Here is a 26364-nt window from a genome sequence, read left to right on the forward strand (position 1 = left end):
GGACCTCCACCGAGGTCCTCGCCCTGTCCTGCCAAAGACAAAGGGCACCCCCGAACCCTTACCGATGAGGGAACCCCCTTCGACTGAGGAAGGCGGCGACATGACCGACCCCAACGCCATCCAGCCGAGCGCGCTCGACCAGCTCCCCGACCGGGATCCGGAGGAGACCGCCGAATGGCAGGCCTCGCTGGACGCGGTCGCCAAGGCGGCCGGTCCGCACCGCGCGGCGTACCTGATGCGCCGCACGCTGGAGCGGGCCGAGGGCACCGGCATCGCGCTGCCCAAGCTCCTCGAGACGGACTACGTCAACACCATCCCGACCGCCGCCGAGCCGGGCGTGCCCGGTGACGAGGCGCTGGAAGCCCGTATCGCCGCGTGGAACCGCTGGAACGCGGCCGCGATGGTGACCCGCGGCTCCAAGTACGGCGTCGGCGGCCACATCGCCACCTTCGCCTCCGCGGCCTGGCTCTACGAGACCGGCTTCAACCACTTCTTCAAGGGCAAGGAGGGCGACGGTTCCGGCGACCAGCTGTACATCCAGGGCCACGCCTCTCCCGGCATCTACGCCCGCGCCTTCCTCGACGGACGGCTGAACGAGCACCACCTCGACAACTTCCGCCGCGAGTCGGGCGGCGACGGCCTCCCGTCGTACCCACACCCGCGCCGCCTGCCCTGGCTGTGGGAGTTCCCGACGGTGTCGATGGGCCTCGGCCCGCTCTCCGCCATCTACCAGGCACGCTTCAACCGCTACCTCACCAACCGCGGCATCAAGGACGTCTCCGCGTCGCACGTGTGGGCGTTCCTCGGTGACGGCGAGATGGACGAGCCGGAGTCCACGGCGGCACTCGCCCTGGCCTCCCGCGAGGGCCTGGACAACCTGACCTTCGTCATCAACTGCAACCTGCAGCGCCTCGACGGCCCGGTCCGCGCCAACTTCAAGATCGTGCAGGAGCTGGAGGCCCAGTTCCGCGGCGCCGGCTGGAACGTCGTCAAGACGCTGTGGGGCACGGCCTGGGACGAGCTGTTCCAGCTCGACACCACCGGCGCGCTCGTACGCCGCCTGCGCGAGGTACCCGACGCGCAGGTGCAGACGTACCAGACCCGCGACGCCGCCTACATCCGCCAGGACTTCTTCGGCAAGGACCCGGCGCTCGCCGAGATGGCGAAGCTGCTGAGCGACGACAAGATCCTGGAGTGCTTCCACCTCTCCCGCGGTGGTCACGAGGCCCGCAAGGTGTACGCGGCCTACAAGGCGGCCGTCGAGTTCAAGGGCGCGCCGACCGTGATCCTGGCCCAGACGGTCAAGGGCCACACCCTCGGCGAGGGCTTCGCGTCGAAGAACGCCAACCACCAGATGAAGAAGCTGACGGTGGACGAGTTCAAGACGATGCGTGACCTGCTTGAACTGCCGATCTCCGACGCGCAGTTCGTCGACGGCCAGGTCCCCTACGGCCACCCCGGCACCGACTCCCCCGAGGTCCGCTACCTCCAGGAGCGCCGCGCGGCCCTCGGCGGCCCGGCCCCGGCCCGCCGCGTCCACCCGGTGGCGCCGCTGCCGGCCCCGGCGGAGAAGGCGTTCGCCTCCTTCGACAAGGGTTCGGGCAGCCAGAACGTAGCCACCACCATGGCCTTCGTCCGTCTCATCAAGGACCTGGTCCGCGACAAGGAGACGGGCAAGCGCTGGGTGCCGATCGTCCCCGACGAGGCGCGCACCTTCGGTATGGAGAGCCTCTTCCCGTCCCTCGGGATCTACTCCCCCAAGGGCCAGACGTACGAGCCGGTCGACCGCGACCAGCTGATGTACTACAAGGAGGCCAAGAACGGCCAGATCCTCAACGAGGGGATCACCGAGGCCGGTTCGATGGCCGACTTCATCGCCGCGTCCACCGCGTACTCCACGCACGGCGAAGCGATGATCCCGTTCTACATCTTCTACTCGATGTTCGGCTGGCAGCGCACGGCCGACCAGATGTGGCAGCTCGGCGACCAGCTCGGCCGCGGCTTCCTCATCGGCGCGACGGCGGGCCGTACGACGCTGACGGGCGAGGGCCTGCAGCACGCCGACGGTCACTCGCCGGTGATCGCGGCGACGAACCCCGCGGCGCTGACGTACGACCCGGCGTTCGCGTACGAGGTCGCGACGATCGTGCGCGACGGCCTGCGCCGCATGTACGGCGAGGCGGCGCCGGGCGAGGACCCGAACGTCTTCTACTACCTCACCGTCTACAACGAGCCGCTGCCGCAGCCCGCGAAGCCGGCCGGCCTCGGCATCGACGAGGGCATCGTCAAGGGCCTGTACCGCTTCAACACGGCGGAGTCGGCGGACCTGTCCCCGGCGGCGAACGCCCCGCGCATCCAGCTGCTGGGCTCCGGCACGGCGATCCACTGGACGCTCCAGGCCCAGAAGCTGCTCGCCGAGGAGTGGGGTGTGGCGGCCGACGTCTGGTCGGCGACGTCCTGGTCGGAGCTGCGCCGGGACGCCCTGGAGGCGGACGCGGCGCTGCTGCGCGGCGAGGAGCGGGTGCCGTACGTCCGTCAGGCGCTCCAGGGTGCCGAGGGCCCGGTGCTGGCGGTCTCCGACTACATGCGCCAGGTTCCCGACCAGATCGCGCAGTGGGTCGAGCAGGACTACTCCTCCCTCGGCGCCGACGGCTTCGGCCTCTCCGACACCCGCGAGGCGGCCCGCCGCCACTTCGGGGTCGACGCCGAGTCGATCGTCGTCGCGGCCCTGGCCCAGCTCGCCAAGCGCGGCGAGGTCAAGGCGACGGCGGTCAAGGAAGCCCGGGAGAAGTACGGGCTGTAACAGCTGACGGCTCACAGCTGACGCTCGGTGAAGGGGTACGGCGACCGCCGTACCCCTTCGTTGTCAGTGGGCCCCGGCATGATGGCCGTATGCGTGCTGCCCGGCTCATCAAGATGGTGCTGCTCCTGCAGTCCCGGCCCGTCATGACCGCCGCCGAACTCGCCCGCGAGCTGGAGGTCTCCGAGCGGACCGTCACGCGGGACGCCCAGGCGCTGTCCGAGGCCGGGGTTCCGGTGTACGCGGACCGGGGGCGGGCCGGCGGGTACCGGCTCATCGGCGGGTACCGCACCCGGCTGACCGGGCTGGCACGCGGCGAGGCCGAGGCCCTGTTCCTGTCCGGTGTGCCGGGGGCGCTGCGGGAGATGGGCCTGGAGGACGCGGCCTCCGCGGCCCGGCTGAAGGTGTCGGCGGCCCTGCTGCCGTCGTTGCGGGACGCCTCCCGTACGGCCGCGCAGCGCTTCCACCTGGACGCCCCGAACTGGTTCACCCAGCCCAAGGCCCCCGAGCTGCTGCCCGCCGTCGCCGAAGCGGTCTGGGACGACCGCCTGATCACCGCGCGCTACCTCAGCCGGGAGGCCGAGGTGGAGCGGGAGCTGGAGCCGTACGGCCTCGTGCTCAAGGCGGGCGTCTGGTACGTGTGCGCGCGAGTCGCCCGGCACGATTCCTTCCGGGTGTACCGGATCGACCGGTTCACGGCGGTGGAGGCTTGCGACGACCGCTTCGTGCGGGACGAGGAATTCGACCTGCCCGGCTTCTGGGAGGAGCGGGCCGAGCAGTTCGCGAGGTCGATCCTGCGGACCGAGGTGGTCGTCCGGCTGTCCGCGGCCGGGGCACGAAGACTTCCGTACGCCGTCGATCCCGCCTCGGCGCGGGAGGCCCTCGCGGCCGCGGGCGACCCGGACGAGGACGGCCGGCTGACGGTGACGCTCCCCGTGGAGTCCGAGGAGGTCGCCCACACGCAGCTCGCGGGGCTCGGTCCGGAAGTGGAAGTGCTGGCTCCGCCGGGTCTGCGGGCGCGTTTCACCGACGACGCGATACGACTGGGCCGCCTGTACGGGACATAACAATCCGCTGCACTCCACGTGCGCCCCACCCCTTCAGGACCGATGCTTGACCCGTGATGGACGAGACGGAGTTCTGGGAGCTGATCGACGGGACCCGGGAGACCGCCGAGGGCGACCCCGAGGAGCAGGCCGACCTGCTGGTGGACCGGCTCCTGGCGCTGGACCCGGAGATGGTCCTGGACTTCGCCCGTCACTTCGAGGCCCGCTACAACCGCGGGTACACCTGGGACCTCTGGGCCGCCGCCTGGGTCCTGCTGGACGGGGCCAGCGACGACGCGTTCGACTTCTTCCGGTGCTGGCTGATCGGCCAGGGCCGCGAGGTGTACGAGGGCGGGGTGCACGACCCCGACTCGCTCGCCGACCTGCTGGACGACTTCGACGAGGAGTTCGACGGCGACGCGGAGGAACTCGGCTACGCGGCCGACGAGGCCTACGAACAGCTCACCGGCACGGTCGCCCCCGACCTCGGCATCCCGCCCGCGCCCCCGGAACCGGTGGGCACGCCGGTGGACTTCGAGAACGAACGGGCGCTGGCGGAACGGTTGCCCAGGCTCTGGGAACGGTTCAAGAACGGACGCGCCTGACCCTCAGGCCACGGCGGCCCGCCTGCGGTTCGGCTCCGACGGGATGTACGCCTGGGCCTGGTCGGCCTTCACGGCGTGGTACATCGGCGCCTTGTTGGCCTGGTCGAGCGCGGACGCCGTGACGGCGGCCGGGCCCAGGACGACGGTCGCGACCGCGCAGACCACCGTCCAGACGCGCGCGCTGCTCATGCCCCTGCCCTTGCCCCTGCGGTTGTCACCACTGCTGCTCATGATCCCCACCTCCGGTCAGTGCGTGTGCATGACGATAGGAAGGCTGCCTCGGGGGGATCCTTGAGTCGGCTACGAGAAACCTGTGAGGACAGCCGGGCACACGCGGAGTTCCGGTGTCCGTCGGCCGCCGTTCACCCGTGAACTCTTGACCAGTGCGGTGATCCCCGGTTTACGGTGGCCGCCCCGACCAGGAGCACCCTGCCCATGACCAGCCTGTTCGTGCGGGAGATACCGCGCGCGGAACACCTCGCCCAGCTGCGGCGGTATCCCGACGCGAGCCATCTCCAGATCCCCGAGTGGGGTGACGTGAAGCCGGACTGGCTGCCGGAGAGCGTCGGCTGGTTCGACGGCGAGGAGATGATCGCGACGGCGCTGGTGCTGTACCGGCCGCTGCCCGGGACCCGGCGCTATCTCGCCTACCTCCCCGACGGACCCGCGATCGACTGGCGTGCTCCCCGCCTGGAGGACTGGCTGGACCCGCTCGTCGCCCACCTGAGACGGATCGGGGCGTTCTCGGTCCGGATCGGGCCGCCCCTCGTCGTACGGCACTGGGACGCGGCCACCGTAGCGGCGGGCATCACCGACCCCGGCGTACGTCATCTGCGCGATCTGCCGGCGGCCGGCATCGACGGATACGCGCTGGATGTCGCCGAGCGGCTGCGGCGGCTCGGGTGGCGGCGGTGCGCGGAGGACGACGGGAGCGGTTTCGGGCTCGGTCAGCCGCGCTACGGCTGCGAGATCCCGTTGGCGGGCCGCTCGGTGGACGAGCTGCGCGGCGCTCTCGCCCCGCACTGGGAGCAGTCGCTCCGTACGGCCGAGGCGGCGGGCGTCCGGGTCTCCTGGGGCTCGGCGGCGGACCTGCCGGAGTTCTACCGCCTGTACACCGCGACGGCCGCCCACGACGGCTTCAAGGCCCGCCCGCCGGAGTACTTCGGGCGCATGTGGAAGGCGCTGAACGCCGAGGACGACGACCGGCTGCGGCTCTATCTCGCCGAGTACGACGGTGAGGTGCTCTCCGCCGCCCTCATGATCAACGTCGGCTCCCGCGTCTGGCACTCCTACGCCGCGTCCGGCCGCCGGGGACGGCAACTGCGGCCCAGCAGCGCCCTGTTGTGGCGCATGCTGCTCGACGCCCGGGCGGCGGGCGCCGAGACGTACGACCTGCGCTCCATCACCCCTTCCCTCACCGAGGACCGCCTGCTGGGACGCCTGCGCTTCAAGACGGGAACGGGCGGCCGGGCGGTGGAGTACCTCGGGGAGTGGGAGCTGCCGGTGGGGAGCCAGGGGAAGGTGTTGCAGCGGGCGTTGGGGGTCTATCTCGGGCGTCGGTGACGTGACGGGGCGACGGGGGTCGGGGCGTACGGGCTTCTGCTCTCCGTCACGTGGTTCTGCCCTGCAGGTGTGCCGCCAGTTGCCGGATCTCGGGGAGGCGGGCGGTGAGGGCGGCGCCGGGGCAGCTGGTCATGTAGCCGTCGTCGTGGCCGGCCAGGGCGGGGAGCGTGGCGGTGGTGCCGGAGGCGTAGCGGCTGAAGCTGTTGCTGGAGGTCAGGCGTACTTCCGCGCGCGGGTCGGTGTGGGAGAGCCCCAGCTTCCAGGCGGCGAGCGCCGCGATCGCCTCGGTCATCGCCTTCGGGACGGCGACGCCTGCCGTGAAGGTGCCGAGGGCGGCGATGCCGGTGGTGCGGTGGTTGAAGCCCTGGGTGTGGGCGCCGGTGACGGCCCGGTCGACGCCGCCCGCACGGCCCTCGTAGATGGTGCCGCAGCGGTCGACGAGGAAGTTGTAGCCGATGTCGTCCCAATTGCGGAAGCCGGTCTGGCCGGCGTACAGGTAGCGGATGATGCGGGGCGAGTCGGCGCAGTCGTAGCCGTTGGGCGAGTCGGTGTGGTGGACGAAGACGGCGACGACCTTGTCGTCGTAGCGCGGGGGCGGCTGGGCGTGCCTGGTGTCCTCGTCCAGCCAGGCCGACCTCGGCACGATGTCCGGCCGGGGCGCCTGGTACGAGGCGGTCTGCCGGGCCACGACGCCCCGCCCGGCCGCCACATCCGTCCGCTCGACCCCACTCGCACACAGCACCAGCGCGAGAACGGCGGCGAGACCCGGGAGACAGCCGAGGAGCACGAGGAAGGGGGCGGGGACGGGGCGGCCGGTGAGGGATGGGAGGCGGCGCGTTCGGAGGCCCTGGGTTCGGGGGCATCGGCCGACCCGCACGGCGGGCTCTTCCCCCGGCGCTTGCGAGCCTCTGCCTCTCCCAGCCCCGGCAGCCCCCGCCTCGCGCTCCACCCTCTCTGCCTCCACACGCCCGGCTCCCGGCCCGCGCGCACCCTCCCCCGCCCCCTCGGCCCCCACCGCGCCACCCCGTGCCCCCGTCACCCCCCGTGTCGGCGCAGCCCAAGGTATTCGTACGGCACGTGGTCTTCGTCTCCCCCGTGTTCTCCGGAAGACCCGTCGGGTGACCCGTCGGAAGACACGCATGGTCCTACTGTCCGACGGATCCGGTCCGCCCGCGATGTGTGGTGTACCACCCGGTGGAACCATCGTCCCGGTCCGGGGCGTTTCTCCAGGTGCACGCAGCGTGGCCGGTTCCGGGCGGCGCGCACGCGTGTGCTGATCAACAGGCGCCTCGCGCGCGTACTAAGGGGTCCGAGAGAAAGGCGGCTCCGTGGACCTGCTCGACATCCTGTTGTTGCTGGTGATCCTGGCCTACGCGGCGTCCGGCTACCGGCGTGGACTGGTGGCCGGCTGCGTCTCGCTGGCCGGCTTCGTCGGCGGCGCGGTGATCGGCGTATGGATCCTGCCGTGGATGATGGACCTGGTCACACCGGGTACGACGCAGGCGACCGTGACCGCGGTGCTCACGGTGCTGGTCCCGGCGGTGGTCGTGCACGAGCTGGCGGGGCGGCTGGCGCTGCGGCTGCGCCGGGAGCTGGACCGGGGGCCGCTCAGGGTGGCCGACGGCGTGGGCGGGGCCGTGGCCAACTCGGTGGCCGTGCTGATCGTGGCGTGGGTGGCCGCGAGCGTTCTCGCCGCGTCCTCCTCCCCGCTGCTCACCTCGGCGATCCGGGACTCGCGCCTCCTGGGGACCGTGCAGGACGCCATGCCGGACACGACACCCGCCTGGTTCTCACGAGCCACCTCCGCGCTCACCGAGGCGGGCTTCCCACAGGTCTTCAACCCCTTCGAGAACGAGTCGACGGCCGAGGTCGCCAAGCCCACCGGCGACAGCGTCACGGCGGCCGCGACGGACGCCGCCAAGCGCAGCACCGTCAAGATCGAGGGCGCCTCGGGCACCCAGGGCCGCGAGGGCAGCGGCTTCGTCTACGCCCCGCGGCACGTGATGACCAACGCCCACGTCGTGGCCGGCATCGACGAGCCCGGCGTCCGGGTCGGCGGCGTCGGGCGGTCGTACGAGTCCCGGGTGGTGCTGTTCGATCCGGAGCGGGACGTGGCGGTGCTGTACGTGCCCGACCTGCGGGCCCCCGTCCTGCGCTTCGACGACGACGCCGACCGCGGCGACTCGGCCGTCGTCGCGGGCTACCCGGAGGACGGCGACCTGAACCTGCAGGCGGCGACGGTCGCGAACCGCGTCCGGGCGACCGGCCAGAACATCTACAACGACGACACCGTCACCCGCGAGATCTACTCGATCCGCTCCACCGTCCGCCCCGGCAACTCCGGCGGCCCACTGCTGACCACCGACGGCGAGGTGTTCGGCGTCGTCTTCGCCCGCTCCACCTCCGACGCCGAGACCGGCTACGTCCTGACGGCGGCGGAGGTCGCCGCCGACGCGAAACGCGCGGCCGCCGCGACGGCAGCCGTGGACACGGGGGATCTCGTCACGTCCTGACAAGCAGGCCCCTCAGGTCAGAGCCCCTGCCCCATGATCACGTCGTCCACGTACTGACCCCCGAGGAAGAACTCCTCCGGCAGCACCCCCTCCACCACGAACCCCTCGGACTCGTACAGCTTGCGGGCCGGCGTGTTGTGGCCGAGGACGCGCAGGGTGATGCGGCGGGCGCCCCTGCGCCGGGCCTCCTCGACGGCCGCGCGGATCAGGGCCCGCCCGACACCGAGGCCACGCGCCTCGTCGGCGACGGCGAGCCCCTGGATCTGACGCACATGCGCGTTGACCGCGAGCGAGGTGGGAAAGCCCAGGCGGACATAGCCGACGATGCGGCGGTCGAGCTCGGCGACGAGATGGTCGGCGGGGGCGTGGCGTTCGTCGAAGAACGGCGGGTAGGGCGGCCGCGGCTGCGGCATGACCGAATGCAGGTACGACCAGGTGCGGCGGTCGAGAAGGGACAGCTCCTCCTCGTCGTCCGGCAGGGCGGTGCGTATGTACGGCGACTGGCGGGACTCGGGCATGAGCGCCACCCTATGACCCGGGCGCGGGAACCTGACGCGCGGTCTTGTCCGGGGTTTTATGCGGTCAGCGGCAGGATGACATCATGGAACATTCAAGAATCGCCGTGGCGGGATCCTCCGGCCTCATCGGCAGCGCCCTGGTCCGGTCCCTGCGCGCCGACGGGCACGAAGTGGTGCGGCTCGTGCGCCGCGTCCCCGGGTCCAAGGGCGAGGTGCGGTGGGATCCGGAGGGCGGGACCGTGGACGCGGCGGGGCTCGCCGGGTGCGACGCGGTGGTCAATCTGGCCGGGGCGAACGTGGGTTCGCGCCGCTGGACGGAGGCGTACAAGACGAAGCTGCGGTCCGGCCGGGTGCTGGGCACGACGGCGCTCGCGAAGGCCATGGCGTCGCTGCCGCCCGAGGAGCGGCCGCGGGTCTTCGTCAACGGCAGCGCGATCGGCTACTACGGCGAGACCGGCGAGCGGCCCGTCGACGAGAGCGCGCCGCCCGGGGAGGGCTTCCTGCCCTCGCTGGTGGTGGACTGGGAGGGCGCCGCGGCTCCCGCGCAGGAGGCGGGCGTACGGACGGTGTTCACGCGCACGGGGCTGGTGGTGGCGCGCGAGGGCGGGGCCTGGGGGCGGCTGTTCCCGCTGTTCAAGGCCGGGCTCGGCGGACGGATGGGGAACGGCCGGCAGTACTGGTCCTTCGTCTCGCTGCACGACGAGGTGGCCGCCATCCGGCACCTCATCGACCGGGACGACCTGTCGGGTCCGTTCAATGTGACCGCTCCGCATCCGCTGACGAACCGTGAGATCACCGAGGCGATGGGCCGGGTGCTGCGCCGGCCGACGCTCTTCACGGTTCCGGCGCCGGTGCTGCAGACGGTGCTCGGCGAGATGGCCGGGGACGTGCTCGGCAGCCAACGGGTGCTGCCCACACGGTTGTCGGAGTCGGGGTTCACCTTCGCTTTCCCGGAGATCGAGGGGGCGATCCGGGCAGCGGCCGGGTAAAGGGCGGTCCGGAGCCGAGTAAAGGAAGGTCCCGCTCCGTGTCCGCATGCGACCGCTGTGCGACCGTGCTCTGCCGATGCGCGACTGTTCCTGACCGATCACGGCCCTAACCTCGTCCCGAACTCGGGTATCCCCGGAGCCTGTTGGGGGCATGACGTCTCCACCGGCCGCGCAACCTCGAGGAGGGGCACGTGCTTGAGCCCGCGTACCAGGCGGACGTCGTCATCGTGGGAGCCGGGGTCGCCGGACTCTCCGCGGCGCATCGACTGACCAGCGCAGGAGTAACGACCGCGGTCCTGGAGGCAGCCCCGTGCGCGGGCGGCCGCATGTCGACCGAGAAGATCGACGGGTTCCGGCTCGACCGGATCGGCCAGCTCCTATCGACGTCGTATCCCGAACTACGTCTCACACCTGGTCTCGACGCACTCGAGCTGCGCCCCTTCGCGCCGGGTGTACTGCTGCACAGCGACGGGCGCCGGCAACGCGCGGGTGCGCTGGCCAACCCGATAAGCGCCAGGCGCGCGAGGGGCGCACTCCACGCGGTGCGCGCCCTGGCGAGCGCCCCTCGGTCGGCGTCCGTGCGGGGCGTACCGGGGCAGACCTCCGTGCCGAGGGTGCGCGCGGGCGCTCCGCTGGGCACCGCCGTCGACCAGGCCCGGCTCGGCGCCGCGCTCGCCCGCCTCGCCTCCTCCCCCGTCGAACGACTGCTGGCACGCCCCGAGGCCCCGGCCGCGCAGGCCCTCGCGGCGCGGGGCGTACCCGCGCGCACGATCGACGGATTCCTGCGGCCGCTGCTGGCCGCGTTGCTGTGCGACCCGGAACTGACGACGTCCAGCCGGTGCGCGGACCTCGCCCTGCGCTCCTTCGCGAGCGGCCGGCTGTGTGTGCCCGAGGGCGGCGCCGAAGCACTGCCGGAGCTGCTCGCGCAGGCGTTGCCGCCGGGCACCGTGCACACCGGCGTGCGGGTCACGTCGGTCGCCACGACGTCGGTGACCACCGCGGAGCACGGCGAGATACGGTGCCGGGCGGTCCTGCTGGCGACGGACGCGCGGACCGCCGCCGAACTGCTGCCGGGCCTGCGCGTACCGGACTTCCACCCGGTGACGGTCGTCCACCACACGACCGACGAACCGCCGGCGACCGGCGCCTCGCTCCTGCTCGACGCCGACCGGGGCGGTCCGGTCGCGCACACGGCGGTCATCAGCCAGGTCGACCCGAGCCGCGCGCCGGCGGGCCGGGCCCTGGTCTCCTCGACGGTCCTGGGCACACCGCCGCCCGACGTCGACACGGCCGTACGGATGCACCTGTCCCGCCTCTACGGCACGTCCACGACGCGCTGGGAGACGCTCGCCGTGCACCACACCCCCGAGGCCGTCCCGGCGATGCACCCGCCACACGACCTGCGCCGCCCGGTACGCCTGCTGGCGGGCCTGTACGTGTGCGGGGACCACCGCGACACCAGCACGGTCCAGGGCGCCCTGCACTCGGCCCACCGCGCGGCTTCAGCGATCCTCACCGACCTGGGGACGGCAGGCTCCTTGCACCGGGCAGAGCTGTTACGAGCAGCTGCTTGAAAGACGCGGACACCCGCGCCCCAAAGGGGCGCGGGGCTGTGCCGATGTGCGGCTCCGCCGCGGGGGCGCGACCAGCCACAACGAACCCGCGCAGGGCAGACAACCGGTCGAAGTTACGGCGATGCCCCTACGGTCTACCCGAATGCCGCGACCTTGTCGCGATACCCCCGCACCGGCGCCGCGTCCCGATACGGCTCCAACCTCCGCTCGAAGTCCTTGACGTACTCGATCGCCCGCACCGACCGCATCTCCGCGGCCTGGCCGGCCGCCTCCGCCCCGAGCGCGCAGGCCTGGTCGAGTTCGCCGAGGCCCAGCCGGGCGGAGGCGAGGACCACGCGGCAGAAGAGGCGGCTGCGGGCGTAGGCGGGGGCACGCAGCTGCAGGGAGCGCTCGGCGTGCTGGGCCGCCGCGCGGAACTGCTGCAGATCCCGGTGGGAGTGACCGAACTCGTCGGCGAGCTGCGCCTCGTCGAAGAAGCGCGCCCAGTACGGGACGTCGTCGCCGGGGCGCGCGGCCTCGAGTGCGCGCTCGGCGCGGACCAGGGAGGCCGTGCAGGCGCGCACCTCGCCCAGTACGCCGTGCCCGCGCGCCTCACACGCGTGCAGCAGGGCTTGCACAACCGGGGGCGCGCTGGTCCCCACGCCCTGCTGGGCCACCCGCGCGAGCTGGACGGCCTCACGGCCGTGCCCGAGGTAGACGGCCTGGCGGCTCATGGTGACGAGGACGTAGGAGCCGTACGCCCGGTCCCCCGCCGCCTGCGCGAGGCGCAGCGACTGCACGAAGTAGCGCTGGGCGAGCCCGTGCGCCGCGATGTCGAAGGAGGTCCAGCCCGCGAGCCTCGTCAGGTCCGCGGCGGCCGCGAACAGCTTGCGGCCGGTCTGCTCGCCGTAGGTGCCGCGCAGCATCGGCTCGCACTCGTGCTCCAGGTAGCGCACGAGGGCCTGCCGGGCGTGGCCGCCGCCGTACATGTCGTCGAGGGAGCGGAACAGCTCGCCGACCGAGCGCAGCGCGGCGATGTCGCCGCCGGTGACCTTCTGCCCGGGACCGCGCTCGGCCTGGCCGCGCTGGCGCGGTACTGCGGCCGGGCGGCCCTGGGCCGGGATGCGGGCGATCGGCTCGCCGCGGGCGACCTTCTCGTCGGCGCGGCCGATGAGCCAGTCCCGGCTGGGCACCACGAGCCCGGCCGGGGTGAAGGCGATCTTGCGCAGCTCGGCGTGGCTGCCGGAGTCCTTGCGCCACAGGCCGCTGACGATGTCGACGGCCTCCTCGGGCGTCGCGGCGAACTCCAGCCCCGCGTACACGGGGGCGCAGGCGTCGAGGCCGAGGTCCTGGGCGGTGAGCCGGCGGCCCAGGCGGCGGGTGAAGACCTCGGCGATGAGGGCCGGGGTCGTACCGCGTGGCTGCTGCCCGCGCAGCCAGCGGGTGACCGATGTCTTGTCGTATCTGAGATCAAGCCCGTGTTCGAGGCCGAGCTGGTCCACCCGGCGGGCGAGACCCGCGTTGGAGAATCCCGCTTCTGCGATGAGCGCGGCGAGCTGTCGGTTGGGAGTGCGCTGCGCGGGTCGTTCCGTCATCTGCGGTGCGGTCTCCTGCCTTTCGGGCCTCGCAAAGCCATACGGCCATCGAGTGCCCGGATTGCCGGTGAGCAGCCCTTTTGGACTCTCGAACGGCGCGAATGTAGCGGAGAGTAAGCAGTCGATCGCACATTTCGCCGCCTATTCATCCGATCGTGTGAGGATTGCCCTACTGGGCTGACGCGGACCGAAGGGCCTCACCCGAACGAGCCGGTCGTACAGTGGCGTAGGCACGCTTTGTGCCTTACGACCTGCCAGGGCTTCGAGGGAGGCTTGCCGTGAGTGAACTGCGGTTCGTCCGCATGGGCTTCGGCCCGGACGCCGTCGAGTACCAGGAGGCGTGGGACGAGCAGCGCCGGGTGCACGCGGCGCGGTTCGAGGACGAGATCCCCGACACGGTCCTGCTGCTCGAACACCCCCCGGTCTACACGGCGGGCCGGCGCACGGCGGACAACGAGCGGCCCCTGGACGGCACGCCGGTCGTCGACGTGGACCGCGGCGGCAAGATCACCTGGCACGGCCCGGGTCAGCTGGTGGGCTACCCGATCCAGAAGCTCCCGCGCCCGGTGGACGTCGTGGCGCACGTACGGCGCCTGGAGGAGGCCCTGATCCGCACCTGCGCGGAGTTCGGCCTGGAGACGAGCCGCGTCGAGGGCCGCAGCGGTGTGTGGGTCCTGGGCGACCCGGTGGAGCGGCGCCCCGCCGTCGGCGGACTGGCCCTGGACTTCGACCCCCGGCTCACCGACGAGGAGTTCGACCCGCGCCTGAACGGCCCGGAGTACGCCCCCTCCAACGCCGGCCAGCGGCGTGAGGACCGCAAGATCGCGGCGATCGGCATCCGGGTCGCGAAGGGCGTGACCATGCACGGTTTCGCGCTGAACGTGAACCCGGACAACAAGTGGTTCGACCGGATCATCCCGTGCGGGATCCGCGACGCGGGGGTCGCCTCGCTGGCGGCCGAGCTCGGCCGGGACGTCACGATCGACGAGGTGCTGCCGGTCGTCGAGCGGCACCTGAAGGACGTACTGGAGAACGCGGACCTGAAGCCGCGGGAGATCGAGAAGGCGACCGCCTGAGACGGGGAATGAGCCCTGAGGTGACGGGGTTGGCCTGACGGCAGGGCTCAGTAAGCACGGGCGTACCCTGGTGTACGCCGACGAATCGAAGCACAGGGAGCCGACGTGTCCGCAGTCTCACCGGACGGACGCAAGATGCTGCGCCTGGAGGTCAGGAACGCCCAGACCCCCATCGAGCGCAAGCCCGAGTGGATCAAGACCCGGGCGAAAATGGGTCCCGAGTACACCAAGATGCAGAGCCTGGTGAAGAGCGAGGGCCTGCACACGGTCTGCCAGGAAGCCGGCTGCCCCAACATCTACGAGTGCTGGGAGGACCGCGAGGCGACCTTCCTCATCGGCGGCGACCAGTGCACCCGGCGCTGCGACTTCTGCCAGATCGACACCGGCAAGCCCGAGGCGCTCGACCGCGACGAGCCGCGCCGCGTCGGCGAGTCCGTGGTCACCATGGACCTGAACTACGCCACCATCACCGGCGTCGCCCGCGACGACCTGGAGGACGGCGGCGCCTGGCTGTACGCCGAGACGGTCCGCCAGATCCACGAGCAGACCGCCTCCCGCGAGGCCGGCCGCACCAAGGTCGAGCTGCTCGCCCCCGACTTCAACGCCGTACCGGAGCTGCTGGAGGAGGTCTTCGCCTCCCGCCCCGAGGTCTTCGCGCACAACGTCGAGACGGTCCCCCGGATCTTCAAGCGCATCCGCCCCGGCTTCCGCTACGAGCGCTCCCTGAAGGTCATCACCGAGGCCCGCGACTACGGCCTGGTGACCAAGTCCAACCTGATCCTCGGCATGGGCGAGACCCGCGAGGAGGTCAGCGAGGCGCTGAAGCAGCTGCACGACGCGGGCTGCGAGCTGATCACCATCACGCAGTACCTGCGCCCGAGCGTCCGGCACCACCCCGTGGAGCGCTGGGTCAAGCCGCAGGAGTTCGTGGAGCTGAAGGAGGAGGCCGAGCAGATCGGCTTCTCCGGCGTGATGTCCGGTCCGCTGGTGCGCTCCTCGTACCGCGCCGGGCGGCTGTACCAGATGGCCGTCGAGAAGCGTGGTTCCTACGTCGCCTCGCAGGCCGTCTGATGGCACGGAGTGCCACGATGCGCGTGTGAATCCGCGCACAAGCAACTAACCCTCGGTAGCCGCCGATTGACGCGGTCCTGGACGTCCCCGCAGATAGGGGGGCCATCAGGACCGCGTCAAACTTTTCGGGCGGCGCATCAAGGCTTCATTGGTGTTTGACCGGTCGGTCACGCCCTGGTAACACCAATCAGTGACGCTGGTTGCACACCCCGTACACCGCTCACCAAAGCCGCCATCCCGAGGGGGGACCTCCACCATGCAGGCCGCGCCGGTTCGCGCCACCGCCATCCCGTCGTTCACCACTGCACTCCGTGCCGTCGAGTCGCTGCTGATGAGCAGCGGCCAGCGCACCGCCCGTCGCAACGCCTGGACGTCCGTGCTGGAGGACCGCCGTCGCGCCAAGGACCGGGTCGAGGCACAGCGCGTCCTGGACCAGGCCACCTCCGTCCACCCCTGACCCTCCCCGAGGCACTGCCGTCGTAGGCACTCCCGGGGCCACGTAGACTTCGTGGCATGGCGAGGAAGGACACGGCAGCGGACGCTGCGAACCCCGGGCGACTCAAGCAGATCGCTCTGACCTACAAGATGACCCGCAGGGCCGACAAGAAGATCGGTCTTGTACTCGCGGCTGTCGGAATCGTCACCTTCGGTGTCTTCCTCGCGATCGGTTTCTTGATCGGTCACCCCATCTATCTCGGCATCCTGGGCCTGCTCCTCGCCTTCCTCGCGACGGCGATCGTGTTCGGGCGCCGGGCCGAGCGGGCCGCCTTCGGGCAGATGGAGGGCCAGCCGGGCGCGGCCGCGGCCGTGCTGGACAACATCGGCCGGGGCTGGACGACGACCCCCGCGGTGGCGATGAACCGCAGCCAGGACGTGGTCCACCGGGCCGTCGGCAAGGCCGGCATCGTGCTGGTCGCCGAGGGCAACCCGAACCGGGTGAAGAGCCTGCTGGCCGCCGAGAAGAAGAAGATGAACCGCATCGTGGCGGACGTGCCGGTGCACGACCTGATCGTGGGCACGGGCGAGGGCCAGGTCGGGCTGCAGAAGCTGCGGACCACCATGCTGAAGCTGCCGCGCGTGCTGACCGGTCCCCAGGTGACCGCCACCAACGACCGGCTGAAGGCCATGGGCGACCTGATGAGCAACATGCCGTTGCCGAAGGGGCCCATGCCGAAGGGCATGAAGCTGCCGAAGGGCGGGCCGAAGGCTCGCTAGGGCGCCCCCCCCCAGCCATGAACGGGCCGTTGTGGAATCCACGGATTCCACAACGGCCCGTTGACGTTCGATGGCTACGACGCGGAGGGTGATGCTCCCAGGACTTCCGGCCTCCGGGCTCCGGATAACGTGGCTGCTCGTCGGCGGCGACCAGGGCCTTCCGCGGGGCCGGGCAGTAGCCCGCGGGAACGGCGGGCACGTACCGGTCCGGGCCCTTGTCGACCATGGCCGTCAGGTCGGACGAGCGTCTGTCGAGAGCTCGCGTCAGCCCTGTGAGGGCCTTCCGGCCACCGTTCTCGGTCCAGTCGGCCACCTGGGCGCGGGTCTTCTCGTCCACCGTCGGCGCCGGTTCGGGCTGGTACGCGCGCGGCAGCCTCTTCATCGCCTCCAACCGATCGATACCGCTGCGGTCACCGGCGGGGCCCGTGGACAGCGGGTCCAGGGCGAGGAGGGCACCGATGGCGACCCCGACGAGGATCTTGGGCCGGAGGGAACGCCGTTCCCGGCGGGGGTGGGCTCCGCACCGCGGGCGGTGGTGGGCTCCGTCCGGCGGACGGGTTGTTGCCTACGCGTACTCGTACACCGCGTCGGGACGGGACACGGATCAGGACGAGGAGCGAGGTGAAGAAGAGGACCGCCCCAGGATCACAGGCGGGTCGGAGCGGTCAGATCCGTACCTCGACGGTCCGAGCCAGCCGGTCGTGCAGTCCGCGGCCGTCGCGGTCCCAGATCAGGGCCGGGACGGCGACGCACAGCAGGGCCGTCCGCAGCAGGGCGCGCAGCGGGTTCACGGTGCCGGTCTCCAGGACGACCACGCGCAGGCCGAACAGTCGCTTACCCGGAGTGAACCCGATGGTGCCGACAGTCAGGGCGCTCATCAGGAAGAACAGGAGCAGGGCCCAGTTGCTGGTCGCCTGGCCGTAACCGTCGGTGATAAGACCGTATGCGATCAAGACGCAGATACCCCAGTCGACGGCGAGTGCGCCGAGCCGGCGTCCCGGGCGGGCGATCGACCCCGGACCCTCCTCCGGCAGACCGAGCTGTTCCCCTCGGTATCCAAAGTCGACACCGGCGTCCTCGGCGGCCGCGCGGGGCCCCGAGAGCCAGGATCCGATTGCTTGCCTCTTGTCCACGCGTCCACGGTACTGTGCGCGTTTTGCGATACGGACAGGTGGGGTGCGGTACGGGATGTCCGGTTAACGTGGGCGAAACAAATGGGTCACGCTTGAGAAATCACCCGTCCCTAGGGTCGAGGACAGCGTGTGCCACCGCACTGGCCGCACGAACGAACTACCACCCCGGCGCGGACGGTCGGGAGTAGGAGGAGCTGGATGTTCCAGAACGCCGACGAGGCCAAGAAGTTCATCGCGGACGAGGACGTCAAGTTCGTCGACGTCCGGTTCTGCGACCTGCCGGGCGTCATGCAGCACTTCACGGTGCCCGTCGAGGCGTTCGACCCGGACGAGGAGCTCGCCTTCGACGGATCGTCGATCCGCGGTTTCCAGGCGATCCACGAGTCCGACATGGCGCTCCGTGCCGACCTCTCGACGGCCCGGGTGGACCCCTTCCGCCGGGACAAGACGCTCAACATCAACTTCTTCATCCACGACCCGATCACGGGCGAGCAGTACTCCCGTGACCCGCGCAACGTGGCGAAGAAGGCCGAGGCCTACCTCGCGTCGACCGGTATCGCGGACACCGCCTACTTCGGTCCCGAGGCCGAGTTCTACGTCTTCGACAGCGTGCGTTTCGCCACGTCGTCGAACGAGTCCTTCTACCACATCGACTCCGAGGCGGGCGCCTGGAACACCGGTGCCCTCGAGGACAACCGTGGTTACAAGGTCCGCTACAAGGGCGGTTACTTCCCGGTCCCGCCGGTCGACCACTTCGCCGACCTGCGTGCCGAGATCTCCCTGGAGCTTGAGGCCGCCGGCCTCAAGGTCGAGCGCCAGCACCACGAGGTGGGCACCGCCGGCCAGGCCGAGATCAACTACAAGTTCAACACGCTGCTCGCGGCCGCCGACGACCTGCAGCTCTTCAAGTACATCGTGAAGAACGTCGCCTGGCGCAACGGCAAGACGGCGACCTTCATGCCGAAGCCGATCTTCGGTGACAACGGCTCGGGCATGCACGTGCACCAGTCGCTGTGGACCGGCGGCCAGCCGCTGTTCTACGACGAGGCCGGCTACGCGGGCCTGTCGGACACCGCCCGCTACTACATCGGCGGCATCCTGCGCCACGCCCCGTCGCTGCTGGCCTTCACCAACCCGACGGTGAACTCGTACCACCGCCTGGTGCCGGGCTTCGAGGCCCCGATCAACCTGGTGTACTCGCAGCGCAACCGCTCCGCCGCGATGCGTATCCCGATCACGGGCTCCAACCCGAAGGCCAAGCGCGTCGAGTTCCGCGCGCCCGACTCCTCCGGCAACCCGTACCTCGCCTTCTCGGCCCTCCTCCTCGCGGGCCTGGACGGCATCAAGAACAAGATCGAGCCGGCCGAGCCGATCGACAAGGACCTCTACGAGCTGGCTCCCGAGGAGCACGCGAACGTCGCGCAGGTCCCGACCTCCCTCCCGGCCGTCCTCGACTCCCTCGAGGCCGACCACGAGTTCCTCCTCCAGGGCGACGTCTTCACGCCGGACCTGATCGAGACGTGGATCGACTTCAAGCGTACGAACGAGATCGCGCCGCTGCAGCTGCGTCCGCACCCGCACGAGTTCGAGCTCTACTTCGACGTGTGATCGGCGACCGGTCCGACCGCCGCGTGACCGGCGTCTGATCGGCATCCGAACGAGGCATGACGCCCGCGCCCCCGCTGTCGTAACGACAGCGGGGGCGCGGGCGTATGTTCTATTCTGCCGATGAGACGACACGGGGGTGGACGGGATGCCGGAGCACGAACAGGACGACCAGGAGCGCGAGTTCGACCTGAAGTGGGCGGACAACGCCGAGCACAAGGAACCCTCGGCCCGGGCCCGTATGCTCGCCGCCCGCTGGAAGGAGAACCCGCCGGGGCCGGTGCCCTTCCGAGCCGACCCCGAGCATGTGGCACGATGGCACCGCCGCTCGGGCTGGATCTCCACGGTGATCGTGCTGGGGTGCGTCGCGGCGGTGATCGTCCTGCTCGGGTACATCAACTTCCGCGGGTCCTATTAGCCGGGACGTATTTCGCGCGACCGGCCCCCGCTGAGCGCCCTACGATCAGCCGATACGGCAGGTAGGGGCGGGTGGGGGCATGCGCGAGGACATCAGGCGCGGCGAGGTGGTGGCGGTTCGGCTGGCCGGGGGTGTGTCGCTCGGGGATGCCCTCGCTGTCGCCGATCCAGGGGAGTGGCTCGCCCTGGACGCAGGGGCGCGGACGGTGGCCTGGTACCGGCCGGAGGCGTTGCCGGAGTGGGAGTGCGTCGCTCCGTTGCCCGCCGATCTCGCCGGGCTCGACGAGTCCCGGCTCGCGCTCGCCCTCTGCCACCGGGACGGCCGTGTCCGTGAGCGGGCGGTGCGCCGGTCGGGGGGCGTGCCCCGGTCTCCTGCCGCTGCTCGTCATCCGCGCCACCGACTGGGCGCAGCCCGTCCGTGCGGGTGCCCGGGAGTTGCTGCGCGCGGCCCTCGACGTGGACACCGCCGTCGCGCTCGCGCCGCTGATCCTGCTCGTGGGGCGTCGTGAGCGGGGTGCCTTCGGTGTGGAACTGCTCGGCGAGGTGCTGCGGGGAGTGTCCGGCGAGCGGCTCGTGCCGCTGTGCGCCGCCGCCGACCGCACCGTACGCCGGTTCGCCTACCGCCTCGCCGTCGAGGAACGGCTCCTCTCCCCCGCGGAACTGGCCCGCGCGGCCGCCCGGGACACCGACGCCGTCGTCCAGACGCTGTGTGCGGAGGCCGCGCTGAAGGCCGTACCGGCGGACGCGGACGACGACGTGCTCCAGCCCCTGCTCGCCGCCCGCAATCCGCGGGCCCGCTCGGCCGGTGTCACGGCGCTCAGGAGGGTCGGGCGGGCCGCCGAGGCGGAGCGGTTCCTGGTCGACCGCTCCGCGGTGGTGCGCGCCTGTGCCCGCTATGTCGTCCGTCGGCTCGGGGGCGATCCGCTGCCGCTGTACCGGGGTTGGTGCTCGGACCCGGGCGATCCGGCGCTGCGGCCCGGTGCCGTCATCGGGCTCGCGGAGTGCGGGGAGCGTGCGGACGCCGGGATGCTGTGGCCGCTGCTCGCGCATCCGGTGCCCGCGGTGCGGGCGCGGGCGGTGGCCGGCCTGCGAGTGCTGGACGTGTCGGACGTGGCGCGACTGCGGCCGCTGCTGGACGACGCCGACCCCGGTGTCGTGGGCGAGACGGCCGTCTCGCTGCTGCCGTCCGCGCGGCGGTTGCCCTCGGAGTGGCTGATGGAGCGCATCGGGGTCCGGTGGCCCCGGCATGTGCGGGTCGCCGCGTTCCGGCTCCTGTGCGCGGGGCCCGGGATCGTGCCGCTGCGGGCGGCGGTGGAGCTGCTGGACGACGCGGATCCGAAGCTGCGCGGCCGGGCCGAGCAGGCCGTACGGCGGTGGCATCCGTCGGCCGACGTACCGCGCGGGGAGGCGGAGGTGGCGGCACTGCTCGACCGCTGCGAACGGCTCTTCGACGAGTACGTGCTGCGCCGGAAGAAGTGGGAAGCCGGCCTGAGCCACCCGAGCTGAGCCGCGGGACCTTTTGCCTGTCCTAGGGCCCTTCAGGACCGCTTCATGGGGCGGTGGCGATGCACACTGGGCAGTGGGACGAGTGCCTGAGTGCGCGGGGTGGTGTGAGATGCGGAGCCGCTTCCGGAGTGACCGGCGGTTGACCGCCCGGATGGGGGTCACGCTGTTTCTGCTCGGGTTGTTGTACGTGGGGTTCGTCGCCGCGTTGATCGTGTTGCTGAAGTCCTGGGTGCTGGTCGTGGTCGTGGCGGCGGGGCTGCTGGGGGCGCAGTACTGGTTCTCGGACCGGGTCGCGCTGTTCGCGATGCGCGGGCGGGTCGTGGAGCGGGAGGAGTATCCCGAGTTGCACGGGGTCGTCGACCGGTTGTGCGCCATCGCGGACATGCCCAAGCCCGTCGTCGCCGTGTCCGACATGGAGATGCCGAACGCGTTCGCCACCGGGCGCAATCCCGATCATGCCGTGGTCTGCGTGACCACGGGGCTGCTGCGGCGGCTGGAGCCGGACGAGCTGGAGGGGGTGCTCGCGCACGAGCTGTCGCATGTGGCGCACAAGGACGTCGCCGTGATCACGGTCGCATCGTTCCTCGGTGTGATCGCGGGGCTGATCGTGCGGTTCGCCTTCTATTCGCAGATCTTCGGCGGCGGGCGCCGGGACCAGAACACCGCCGTCGTCTTCGCCGCCGTGATGGGGGTGTCGGCGGCCGTGTACGCGATCAGCTTCCTGCTGATCAGGGCCCTGTCCCGATACCGGGAGCTGGCCGCCGACCGGGCCGCGGCGCTGCTCACCGGACGGCCCTCGGTGCTGGCGTCCGCGCTCACCAAGGTCTCCGGCGACATCGCCCGGATCCCGACCAAGGACCTGCGCACGGCCCAGGCCTTCAACGCCTTCTACTTCACTCCGGCACTGGGCCGCGGGCCCAGCATCGGGCAGCTCTTCTCGACCCACCCGAGCCTGGAGCAGCGGCTCGAACAACTGGGGCGGATCTCCGCCGAGTTGGGCGAGGCCGCGGCACCCGGAGGGGCGTGAGCATGGGGCTGCTGGACATTCTGCTCGGCCGTACGAAGCCGGTCGCACCCGATCTCGACCAGCTCTTCGGGCTGCCGTCGGCGGCGGTGACGCTGGAGGCGGCGGCCGGGTTCCGGCCGACGGGGAGCGGGGCGGTGTGCTTCGCCGCCGTCGAGGGCGCGGCCTTCGAGCAGACCCACCGCGAGGTCCAGGCGCTGCTCGACGCGGACGCCGAGCGCGAGGGCCGGCCGGTGGAGCTGACCCGGGACGGCTACGGCTACTCGTGGCTGGTCTCCCGGCGCACTCCGGACCAGTTGCCGGAGCTGGTCAACGACCTGCACGCGGTGAACAGCGCGATGGAGGTCAACGGCTTCGGGCCGCAGCTGCTGTGCTCGCTGGCCGGGTTCGAGGACGAGCGGGACGGCAGGCGGCTCGCCCTCGTCTATCTCTACAAGCGCGGCACCTTCTATCCCTTCGCACCCCTGCCCGGCACGGCGGAACGGCGCGACAACCCGCTCGAACTGCGGGTGAAGGCGGCCCTTGCGAACGACCTGCGGATCGAGCAGGACCTCAACCGCTGGTTCCCGGTGTGGGGCGCCCCCGGCCTGTGACCGTGGGCACCCCCTCTCGGGTCACCACCGGAGCGTTACCACCGGAGGGCGTCTCAGCTGCTCTTCTCGCGCTGCTGACGACGGGCCTCCAGGGGACGCTCGCGGCGGTAGCGGCGCTCCCACTTGGCCTGCATGTCACGGCGGTCGCGGTAGGCCCGGTAGTCCGAGGGCATGGATCCTCCCGAGGAGGACCCTCCCCCGGCTCCCGGGGCTCCCCCGCCCGACGCGGAGGCGTCCCGGCCGTACTGCAGGTACAGGAACAGCACGGCGACGGCGGCCAGCCAGTAGAGGTGGTTTCCGAATCCTAAGATCACCAGGACGACAGTCCCGGACAAGACGATGGTGCCCATCACGGGCCTCCGTGAGCGTGGGTGTGGATCTTGATCTGAAGCTGGGTCTGAATCTGGATCTGGAGCGGTGATCGATGTCCCGACAGGGCGCTGGGGGATGGGCGACCGTCCGTCGGTGCGTAGAGAGTAGCCCCGAGTCCGCAGGGTGACCCCCGCCCTGCGGGAAGCGGCGTGAGCAGCTCCGTTACGCGTGTCCAGGGTAGGGAGCCGGTCACTGGGCGTGCATCTCCTTTTCCCGGGACGCCAGTTCGGCATGTGCCGTCCGTGCCGTGAGCGGTCAGACCCCGGGGGCGGCGCTGATCAGCCCGGCCGCGACGGCCGCGCCCAGCGTGGCGTGGTCGGTGGCGGTCTGGTCGGCGTAGGACAGGGCGAAGGCGGTGACCGCGCGGTCGAAGGTGTCGGCGTTGCCCAGGTAGCCGGCGATGGCGATGCGGTCGCCGGAGCGGGCGTGGGCCCGGGCGAGGGCGGTGCCGCAGAGGCGGGCGTAGGACACGAGATCGTCGGGACCCATCGCGGCGACGTCCGCGGAGCCCTTCATGTCGCGCAGCTGACGCCAGTAGAAGGCGCGGCCCTGCGGCCCCGACATCCAGCCGAGGAAGACGTCGCCGGCGGCCTGCAACAGCCGCTGGCCCGCGACCACGCGATGGCCGTGGTGGACGTACGGCCCACTGGGCAGATGCTCCTCCAGGACGGACTGCCGTGCCTCCTTGATCTGCAGGAACAGCGGGTCGTCGGTGTCCCGTCCGGCGAGCAGCACGATGAAGCAGCGCAGTCCGACGCTGCCGACGCCGACGACCTTGCGGGCGGCGTCGACGAAGCGGTAGCGGTCGAGGAGGAGGCGGCGCTCCTCGGAGAGGGTCGAGCGGTAGTCGCTGAAGATCTTGCGCAGGAAGGCCATGTCGGAGGTGCCCGCGGGTTCGATGAGCGGCGGGTCCTGGATGATCCGGCGGCGCCCGTCGACCATCTCGGTGAGCTTGCCGTAGGCCTGCAGGCTGGTGCGGCGGCGGGCGCGGCCGAGGCTGGACTCGGCACGGCGGCGGTGGCGGGTGGAGCGGGCCAGGGGCAGGAGCTGCTCGGCGTCGATGCGCGTGTACCAGACGTCGAGCTCGCCGAGCCGGGCCAGCCGCCGGATCGCGGTGCGGTACGCGCTCACGGCCTCCTGGGCCGCGCGGGCGGCCTTGGCCTGCGGATGGCCGTTCTCGCGGGCGGCCACGGCGACCGAGACGGCGAGCCGTTTGACGTCCCACTCGAACGGGCCGGGGTACGTCTCGTCGAAGTCGTTGAGGTCGAAGAGGAGGGCGCGTTCCGGGGAGGCGTACAGGCCGAAGTTGAGCAGGTGGGCGTCGCCGCACAGTTGCACGGTGAGTCCGGTGTGCGGGGCGGCGGCGAGATCGGCGGCCATCACGGCGGCGGCGCCGCGCAGGAAGGCGAAGGGGGACGCCGCCATCCGGCCGTACCTGATCGGCAGCAGCTCCGGCAGCCGGTCGCGGCCCTGGCGTTCGAGTACGGCGACGGGGTCGGGGCGGTCGACGGAGGGGAGCCAGGAGGCGTGGGCGGAGCGGGGGACGCGGGTGCGGGCGGCCTTGCCGCGCAGGGCCCGGTCGGCCGGGGTGGCGAGGGTGCCGGGGGCGGTCATGACAGGACTCCGGGTCCGGCCGTCCCGTGCGGAGGCCGTCGTATGCCGTCCGTGCCCTGGCTGGCCATCGTGCCTCCCGCTGCCGCGCCCGCGCGCGCGGGTCGCCACCTCCTGATCGCAGTGAACGGCGGGACGGGGGCCTGCGCATGCCGGGTACGGCGATCGGGTGACGGGGCCGTCGGCAGGACCGGAGGCCGTCACGGTGACGGGCCGTTGTCAGTGGCGTCCGGGAGGATGCGGTGAGGGACGAGGAGACGGCGTGGCGGGTGGAGGCCGGGATGGGTGACGGGGTGCGGTACGTCGGGGTGGCGGAGCGGCGGGCTCGGCTGGGGTTGCGGCACCGGCTGGCCGGGGCGGCTCGGGCGGCGGATCCGGCCGAGGTCGCCGAGTCGCTGGTCGCGCTGCACGGCACCGACCCGGCGACGGTGTACCTGGCGGTGGGCGCCCGGCTGGCGGAGCCCGCGAAGACCGTCGCCCGGACCGAGCGGGCGCTGTACGAGGACCGGGCGCTGGTCCGGATGCACGGCATGCGGCACACCGTGTTCGTGTTCCCCACCGAGCTGACGGCCGTCGTGCACGCCTCGACCGGCATCGCGGTCGCCGCCCGGGAGCGGGCCACGCTGGTCAAGCAGATGGCGGCGGCGGGGGCACCGGATGCGGCCTGGCTGGCCGAGGTCGAGGAGTCGGCGCTGGCCGCGCTGGCCCGGCGCGGCCAGGCGACAGCGGCCGAACTCGCCGAGGACGAGCCGCGGTTGCGCGAGCGGTTCCTGTACGGGGCCGGGAAGAGCTACGAAGGGGTGCACACCGTCTCGACGCGGCTGCTGCGGGTGCTGGGCGTCGAGGGAAAGGTGGTGCGGGGACGGCCGCTGGGCTCCTGGACGTCCTCGCAGTTCCGCTGGGCGGTGGCCCCCGAGCATCCCGAACTGGACGTGGCCGAGGCGCAGGCGGAGCTGCTGCGACGCTGGCTCACGGCGTGCGGACCGGCGACCGAGGCCGACCTGAAGTGGTGGAGCGGGTGGCGGGTGACGGAGGTCCGCCGCGCCCTGGCGGCGATCAAGGCACAGCCCGTGTCCCTCGACGAGGGGACGGGGTACGTCGTCGACGGCGACGTCGATCCGGTGACCGGCCCCGAGGAGCCGTGGGCGGCCCTGCTCCCCGGCCTCGACCCCACGGCGATGGGCTGGCAACGGCGGGAGTGGTACCTGGCGCCGGAACTGTGGCCGTCGCTGTTCGACCGGAGCGGCAACGTCGGGCCGACGGTGTGGTGGAACGGGCGCGTGGTGGGCGGATGGGCCCAGCGCGGGGACGGGGAGATCGTCTGGCGGTTGCTGGAGGACCTCGGGGGCACGGAACGGCGGGCGGTGGAGGCCGCGGTCGCGCTGGAGGCGGAGCGGTTGCGGGAGTGGGTGGGGGCGTCTCGGGTGACGCCTCGGTTCCGGACGCCGTTGGAGCGGGAGTTGGCGGGGTAGTCCTTCGGGGCCGAAGCGGGGGCCTGGGGGCGGCAGCCCCCAGGCAACGCCACCTGCAACGCCGGGCACCGCCCGACAAGGGACGGC

General features: G+C 71.7%; 24 protein-coding genes. 17 read left to right on the top strand and 7 right to left on the bottom strand.

Annotation, left to right across the window (positions count from 1 at the left end; translation table 11 throughout):
* The first annotated feature begins 100 nt into the window (after positions 1 to 100).
* The 3 genes from aceE (at position 101) to EJ357_RS12850 (ending at position 4451) form a co-directional block, all read left to right on the top strand.
* Positions 101 to 2803 (top strand): pyruvate dehydrogenase (acetyl-transferring), homodimeric type, encoded by a 2703-nt coding sequence (gene aceE / locus EJ357_RS12840; protein ID WP_126391694.1) that lies wholly within the window; start codon positions 101 to 103, stop codon positions 2801 to 2803.
* Between the two features lie 89 nt (positions 2804 to 2892).
* Positions 2893 to 3867, top strand: coding sequence for a helix-turn-helix transcriptional regulator (locus EJ357_RS12845; protein WP_126391696.1), 975 nt, complete (start codon positions 2893 to 2895; stop codon positions 3865 to 3867).
* Between the two features lie 56 nt (positions 3868 to 3923).
* Entirely contained in the window at positions 3924 to 4451 is a 528-nt protein-coding gene (locus EJ357_RS12850; RefSeq protein WP_126399412.1) for a DUF4240 domain-containing protein, read from the top strand.
* 3 nt (positions 4452 to 4454) lie between these two features.
* Here the strand turns inward: EJ357_RS12850 and EJ357_RS12855 are convergent, their stop codons facing one another.
* On the bottom strand, positions 4455 to 4682 hold the full coding sequence (locus EJ357_RS12855; RefSeq protein WP_228473038.1) for a hypothetical protein: 228 nt from the start codon (positions 4680 to 4682) through the stop codon (positions 4455 to 4457).
* A 204-nt stretch (positions 4683 to 4886) separates the two neighbouring features.
* Between EJ357_RS12855 and EJ357_RS12860 the strand changes: the two genes are divergently transcribed.
* Positions 4887 to 6014: a lipid II:glycine glycyltransferase FemX gene (locus EJ357_RS12860; RefSeq protein WP_126391698.1), complete on the top strand. Its 1128-nt coding sequence runs from the start codon at positions 4887 to 4889 to the stop codon at positions 6012 to 6014.
* 46 nt (positions 6015 to 6060) lie between these two features.
* On the opposite strand, the gene EJ357_RS12865 is transcribed toward EJ357_RS12860, so the two are convergent.
* Positions 6061 to 6801 carry a peptidoglycan recognition protein family protein gene (locus tag EJ357_RS12865; protein WP_126391699.1) on the bottom strand — a complete coding sequence of 247 codons (741 nt, stop codon included), beginning with the start codon at positions 6799 to 6801 and terminating at the stop codon, positions 6061 to 6063.
* Positions 6802 to 7342: 541 nt separating this feature from the next.
* Here EJ357_RS12865 and EJ357_RS12870 point away from each other — a divergent pair.
* Positions 7343 to 8527: a MarP family serine protease gene (locus EJ357_RS12870; RefSeq protein ID WP_126391701.1), complete on the top strand. Its 1185-nt coding sequence runs from the start codon at positions 7343 to 7345 to the stop codon at positions 8525 to 8527.
* 17 nt (positions 8528 to 8544) lie between these two features.
* Here EJ357_RS12870 and EJ357_RS12875 read toward each other — a convergent pair whose 3' ends face one another.
* Positions 8545 to 9045 (bottom strand): GNAT family N-acetyltransferase, encoded by a 501-nt coding sequence (locus tag EJ357_RS12875; protein ID WP_126391703.1) that lies wholly within the window; start codon positions 9043 to 9045, stop codon positions 8545 to 8547.
* Positions 9046 to 9128: 83 nt separating this feature from the next.
* Here EJ357_RS12875 and EJ357_RS12880 point away from each other — a divergent pair, with 83 nt between their 5' ends.
* Together EJ357_RS12880 and EJ357_RS12885 are read left to right on the top strand one after the other, a co-directional pair.
* Positions 9129 to 10034: a TIGR01777 family oxidoreductase gene (locus EJ357_RS12880; RefSeq protein WP_126391705.1), complete on the top strand. Its 906-nt coding sequence runs from the start codon at positions 9129 to 9131 to the stop codon at positions 10032 to 10034.
* Between the two features lie 191 nt (positions 10035 to 10225).
* A complete protein-coding gene (locus tag EJ357_RS12885) occupies positions 10226 to 11608 on the top strand; it encodes an NAD(P)/FAD-dependent oxidoreductase (RefSeq protein WP_126391707.1) in 1383 nt (460 codons plus the stop codon).
* A gap of 134 nt (positions 11609 to 11742) precedes the next feature.
* Here the strand turns inward: EJ357_RS12885 and EJ357_RS12890 are convergent, their stop codons facing one another.
* Positions 11743 to 13182, bottom strand: coding sequence for a regulator (locus tag EJ357_RS12890; protein ID WP_126391709.1), 1440 nt, complete (start codon positions 13180 to 13182; stop codon positions 11743 to 11745).
* Positions 13183 to 13460: 278 nt separating this feature from the next.
* Here EJ357_RS12890 and lipB point away from each other — a divergent pair, with 278 nt between their 5' ends.
* The 4 genes from lipB (at position 13461) to EJ357_RS12910 (ending at position 16544) form a co-directional block, all read left to right on the top strand.
* Positions 13461 to 14258: a lipoyl(octanoyl) transferase LipB gene (gene lipB / locus EJ357_RS12895; RefSeq protein WP_126391711.1), complete on the top strand. Its 798-nt coding sequence runs from the start codon at positions 13461 to 13463 to the stop codon at positions 14256 to 14258.
* Positions 14259 to 14363: 105 nt separating this feature from the next.
* Positions 14364 to 15329 carry a lipoyl synthase gene (gene lipA, locus EJ357_RS12900; RefSeq protein WP_126391713.1) on the top strand — a complete coding sequence of 322 codons (966 nt, stop codon included), beginning with the start codon at positions 14364 to 14366 and terminating at the stop codon, positions 15327 to 15329.
* Positions 15330 to 15585: 256 nt separating this feature from the next.
* The gene (locus tag EJ357_RS12905; RefSeq protein ID WP_093908068.1) at positions 15586 to 15786 is read left to right on the top strand and encodes an SCO2195 family GlnR-regulated protein; all 201 of its coding nucleotides are present in this window, start codon (positions 15586 to 15588) and stop codon (positions 15784 to 15786) included.
* Positions 15787 to 15842: 56 nt separating this feature from the next.
* A complete protein-coding gene (locus tag EJ357_RS12910) occupies positions 15843 to 16544 on the top strand; it encodes a DUF4191 domain-containing protein (protein ID WP_126391714.1) in 702 nt (233 codons plus the stop codon).
* A gap of 665 nt (positions 16545 to 17209) precedes the next feature.
* Here EJ357_RS12910 and EJ357_RS12915 read toward each other — a convergent pair.
* The gene (locus EJ357_RS12915; RefSeq protein WP_126391716.1) at positions 17210 to 17677 is read right to left on the bottom strand and encodes an RDD family protein; all 468 of its coding nucleotides are present in this window, start codon (positions 17675 to 17677) and stop codon (positions 17210 to 17212) included.
* A gap of 198 nt (positions 17678 to 17875) precedes the next feature.
* Between EJ357_RS12915 and glnA the strand changes: the two genes are divergently transcribed.
* The 5 genes from glnA (at position 17876) to pspAB (ending at position 22822) form a co-directional block, all read left to right on the top strand.
* On the top strand, positions 17876 to 19285 hold the full coding sequence (gene glnA, locus EJ357_RS12920; RefSeq protein WP_126391718.1) for a type I glutamate--ammonia ligase: 1410 nt from the start codon (positions 17876 to 17878) through the stop codon (positions 19283 to 19285).
* Positions 19286 to 19430: 145 nt separating this feature from the next.
* Positions 19431 to 19700: an SCO2583/SCO2584 N-terminal domain-containing protein gene (locus EJ357_RS12925; RefSeq protein ID WP_126391720.1), complete on the top strand. Its 270-nt coding sequence runs from the start codon at positions 19431 to 19433 to the stop codon at positions 19698 to 19700.
* A gap of 329 nt (positions 19701 to 20029) precedes the next feature.
* Positions 20030 to 21205 carry a HEAT repeat domain-containing protein gene (locus EJ357_RS12930; protein ID WP_323377964.1) on the top strand — a complete coding sequence of 392 codons (1176 nt, stop codon included), beginning with the start codon at positions 20030 to 20032 and terminating at the stop codon, positions 21203 to 21205.
* 109 nt (positions 21206 to 21314) lie between these two features.
* Positions 21315 to 22232, top strand: a complete 918-nt coding sequence (htpX, locus tag EJ357_RS12935; RefSeq protein ID WP_126391722.1) for a zinc metalloprotease HtpX — start codon at positions 21315 to 21317, stop codon at positions 22230 to 22232.
* Positions 22233 to 22234: 2 nt separating this feature from the next.
* Positions 22235 to 22822, top strand: a complete 588-nt coding sequence (gene pspAB, locus EJ357_RS12940; RefSeq protein ID WP_126391724.1) for a PspA-associated protein PspAB — start codon at positions 22235 to 22237, stop codon at positions 22820 to 22822.
* 53 nt (positions 22823 to 22875) lie between these two features.
* Here pspAB and EJ357_RS12945 read toward each other — a convergent pair whose 3' ends face one another.
* Positions 22876 to 23172 (bottom strand): hypothetical protein, encoded by a 297-nt coding sequence (locus EJ357_RS12945; RefSeq protein WP_126391726.1) that lies wholly within the window; start codon positions 23170 to 23172, stop codon positions 22876 to 22878.
* A gap of 277 nt (positions 23173 to 23449) precedes the next feature.
* Positions 23450 to 24808: a DUF2252 domain-containing protein gene (locus EJ357_RS12950; protein WP_126391728.1), complete on the bottom strand. Its 1359-nt coding sequence runs from the start codon at positions 24806 to 24808 to the stop codon at positions 23450 to 23452.
* Between the two features lie 278 nt (positions 24809 to 25086).
* Between EJ357_RS12950 and EJ357_RS12955 the strand changes: the two genes are divergently transcribed.
* Positions 25087 to 26277 (top strand): winged helix DNA-binding domain-containing protein, encoded by a 1191-nt coding sequence (locus tag EJ357_RS12955; RefSeq protein WP_126399416.1) that lies wholly within the window; start codon positions 25087 to 25089, stop codon positions 26275 to 26277.
* The last annotated feature ends 87 nt before the right edge of the window (positions 26278 to 26364 follow it).

This window comes from Streptomyces cyaneochromogenes, from assembly GCF_003963535.1.
Classification (GTDB): Bacteria; Actinomycetota; Actinomycetes; order Streptomycetales; family Streptomycetaceae; genus Streptomyces; species Streptomyces shaanxiensis.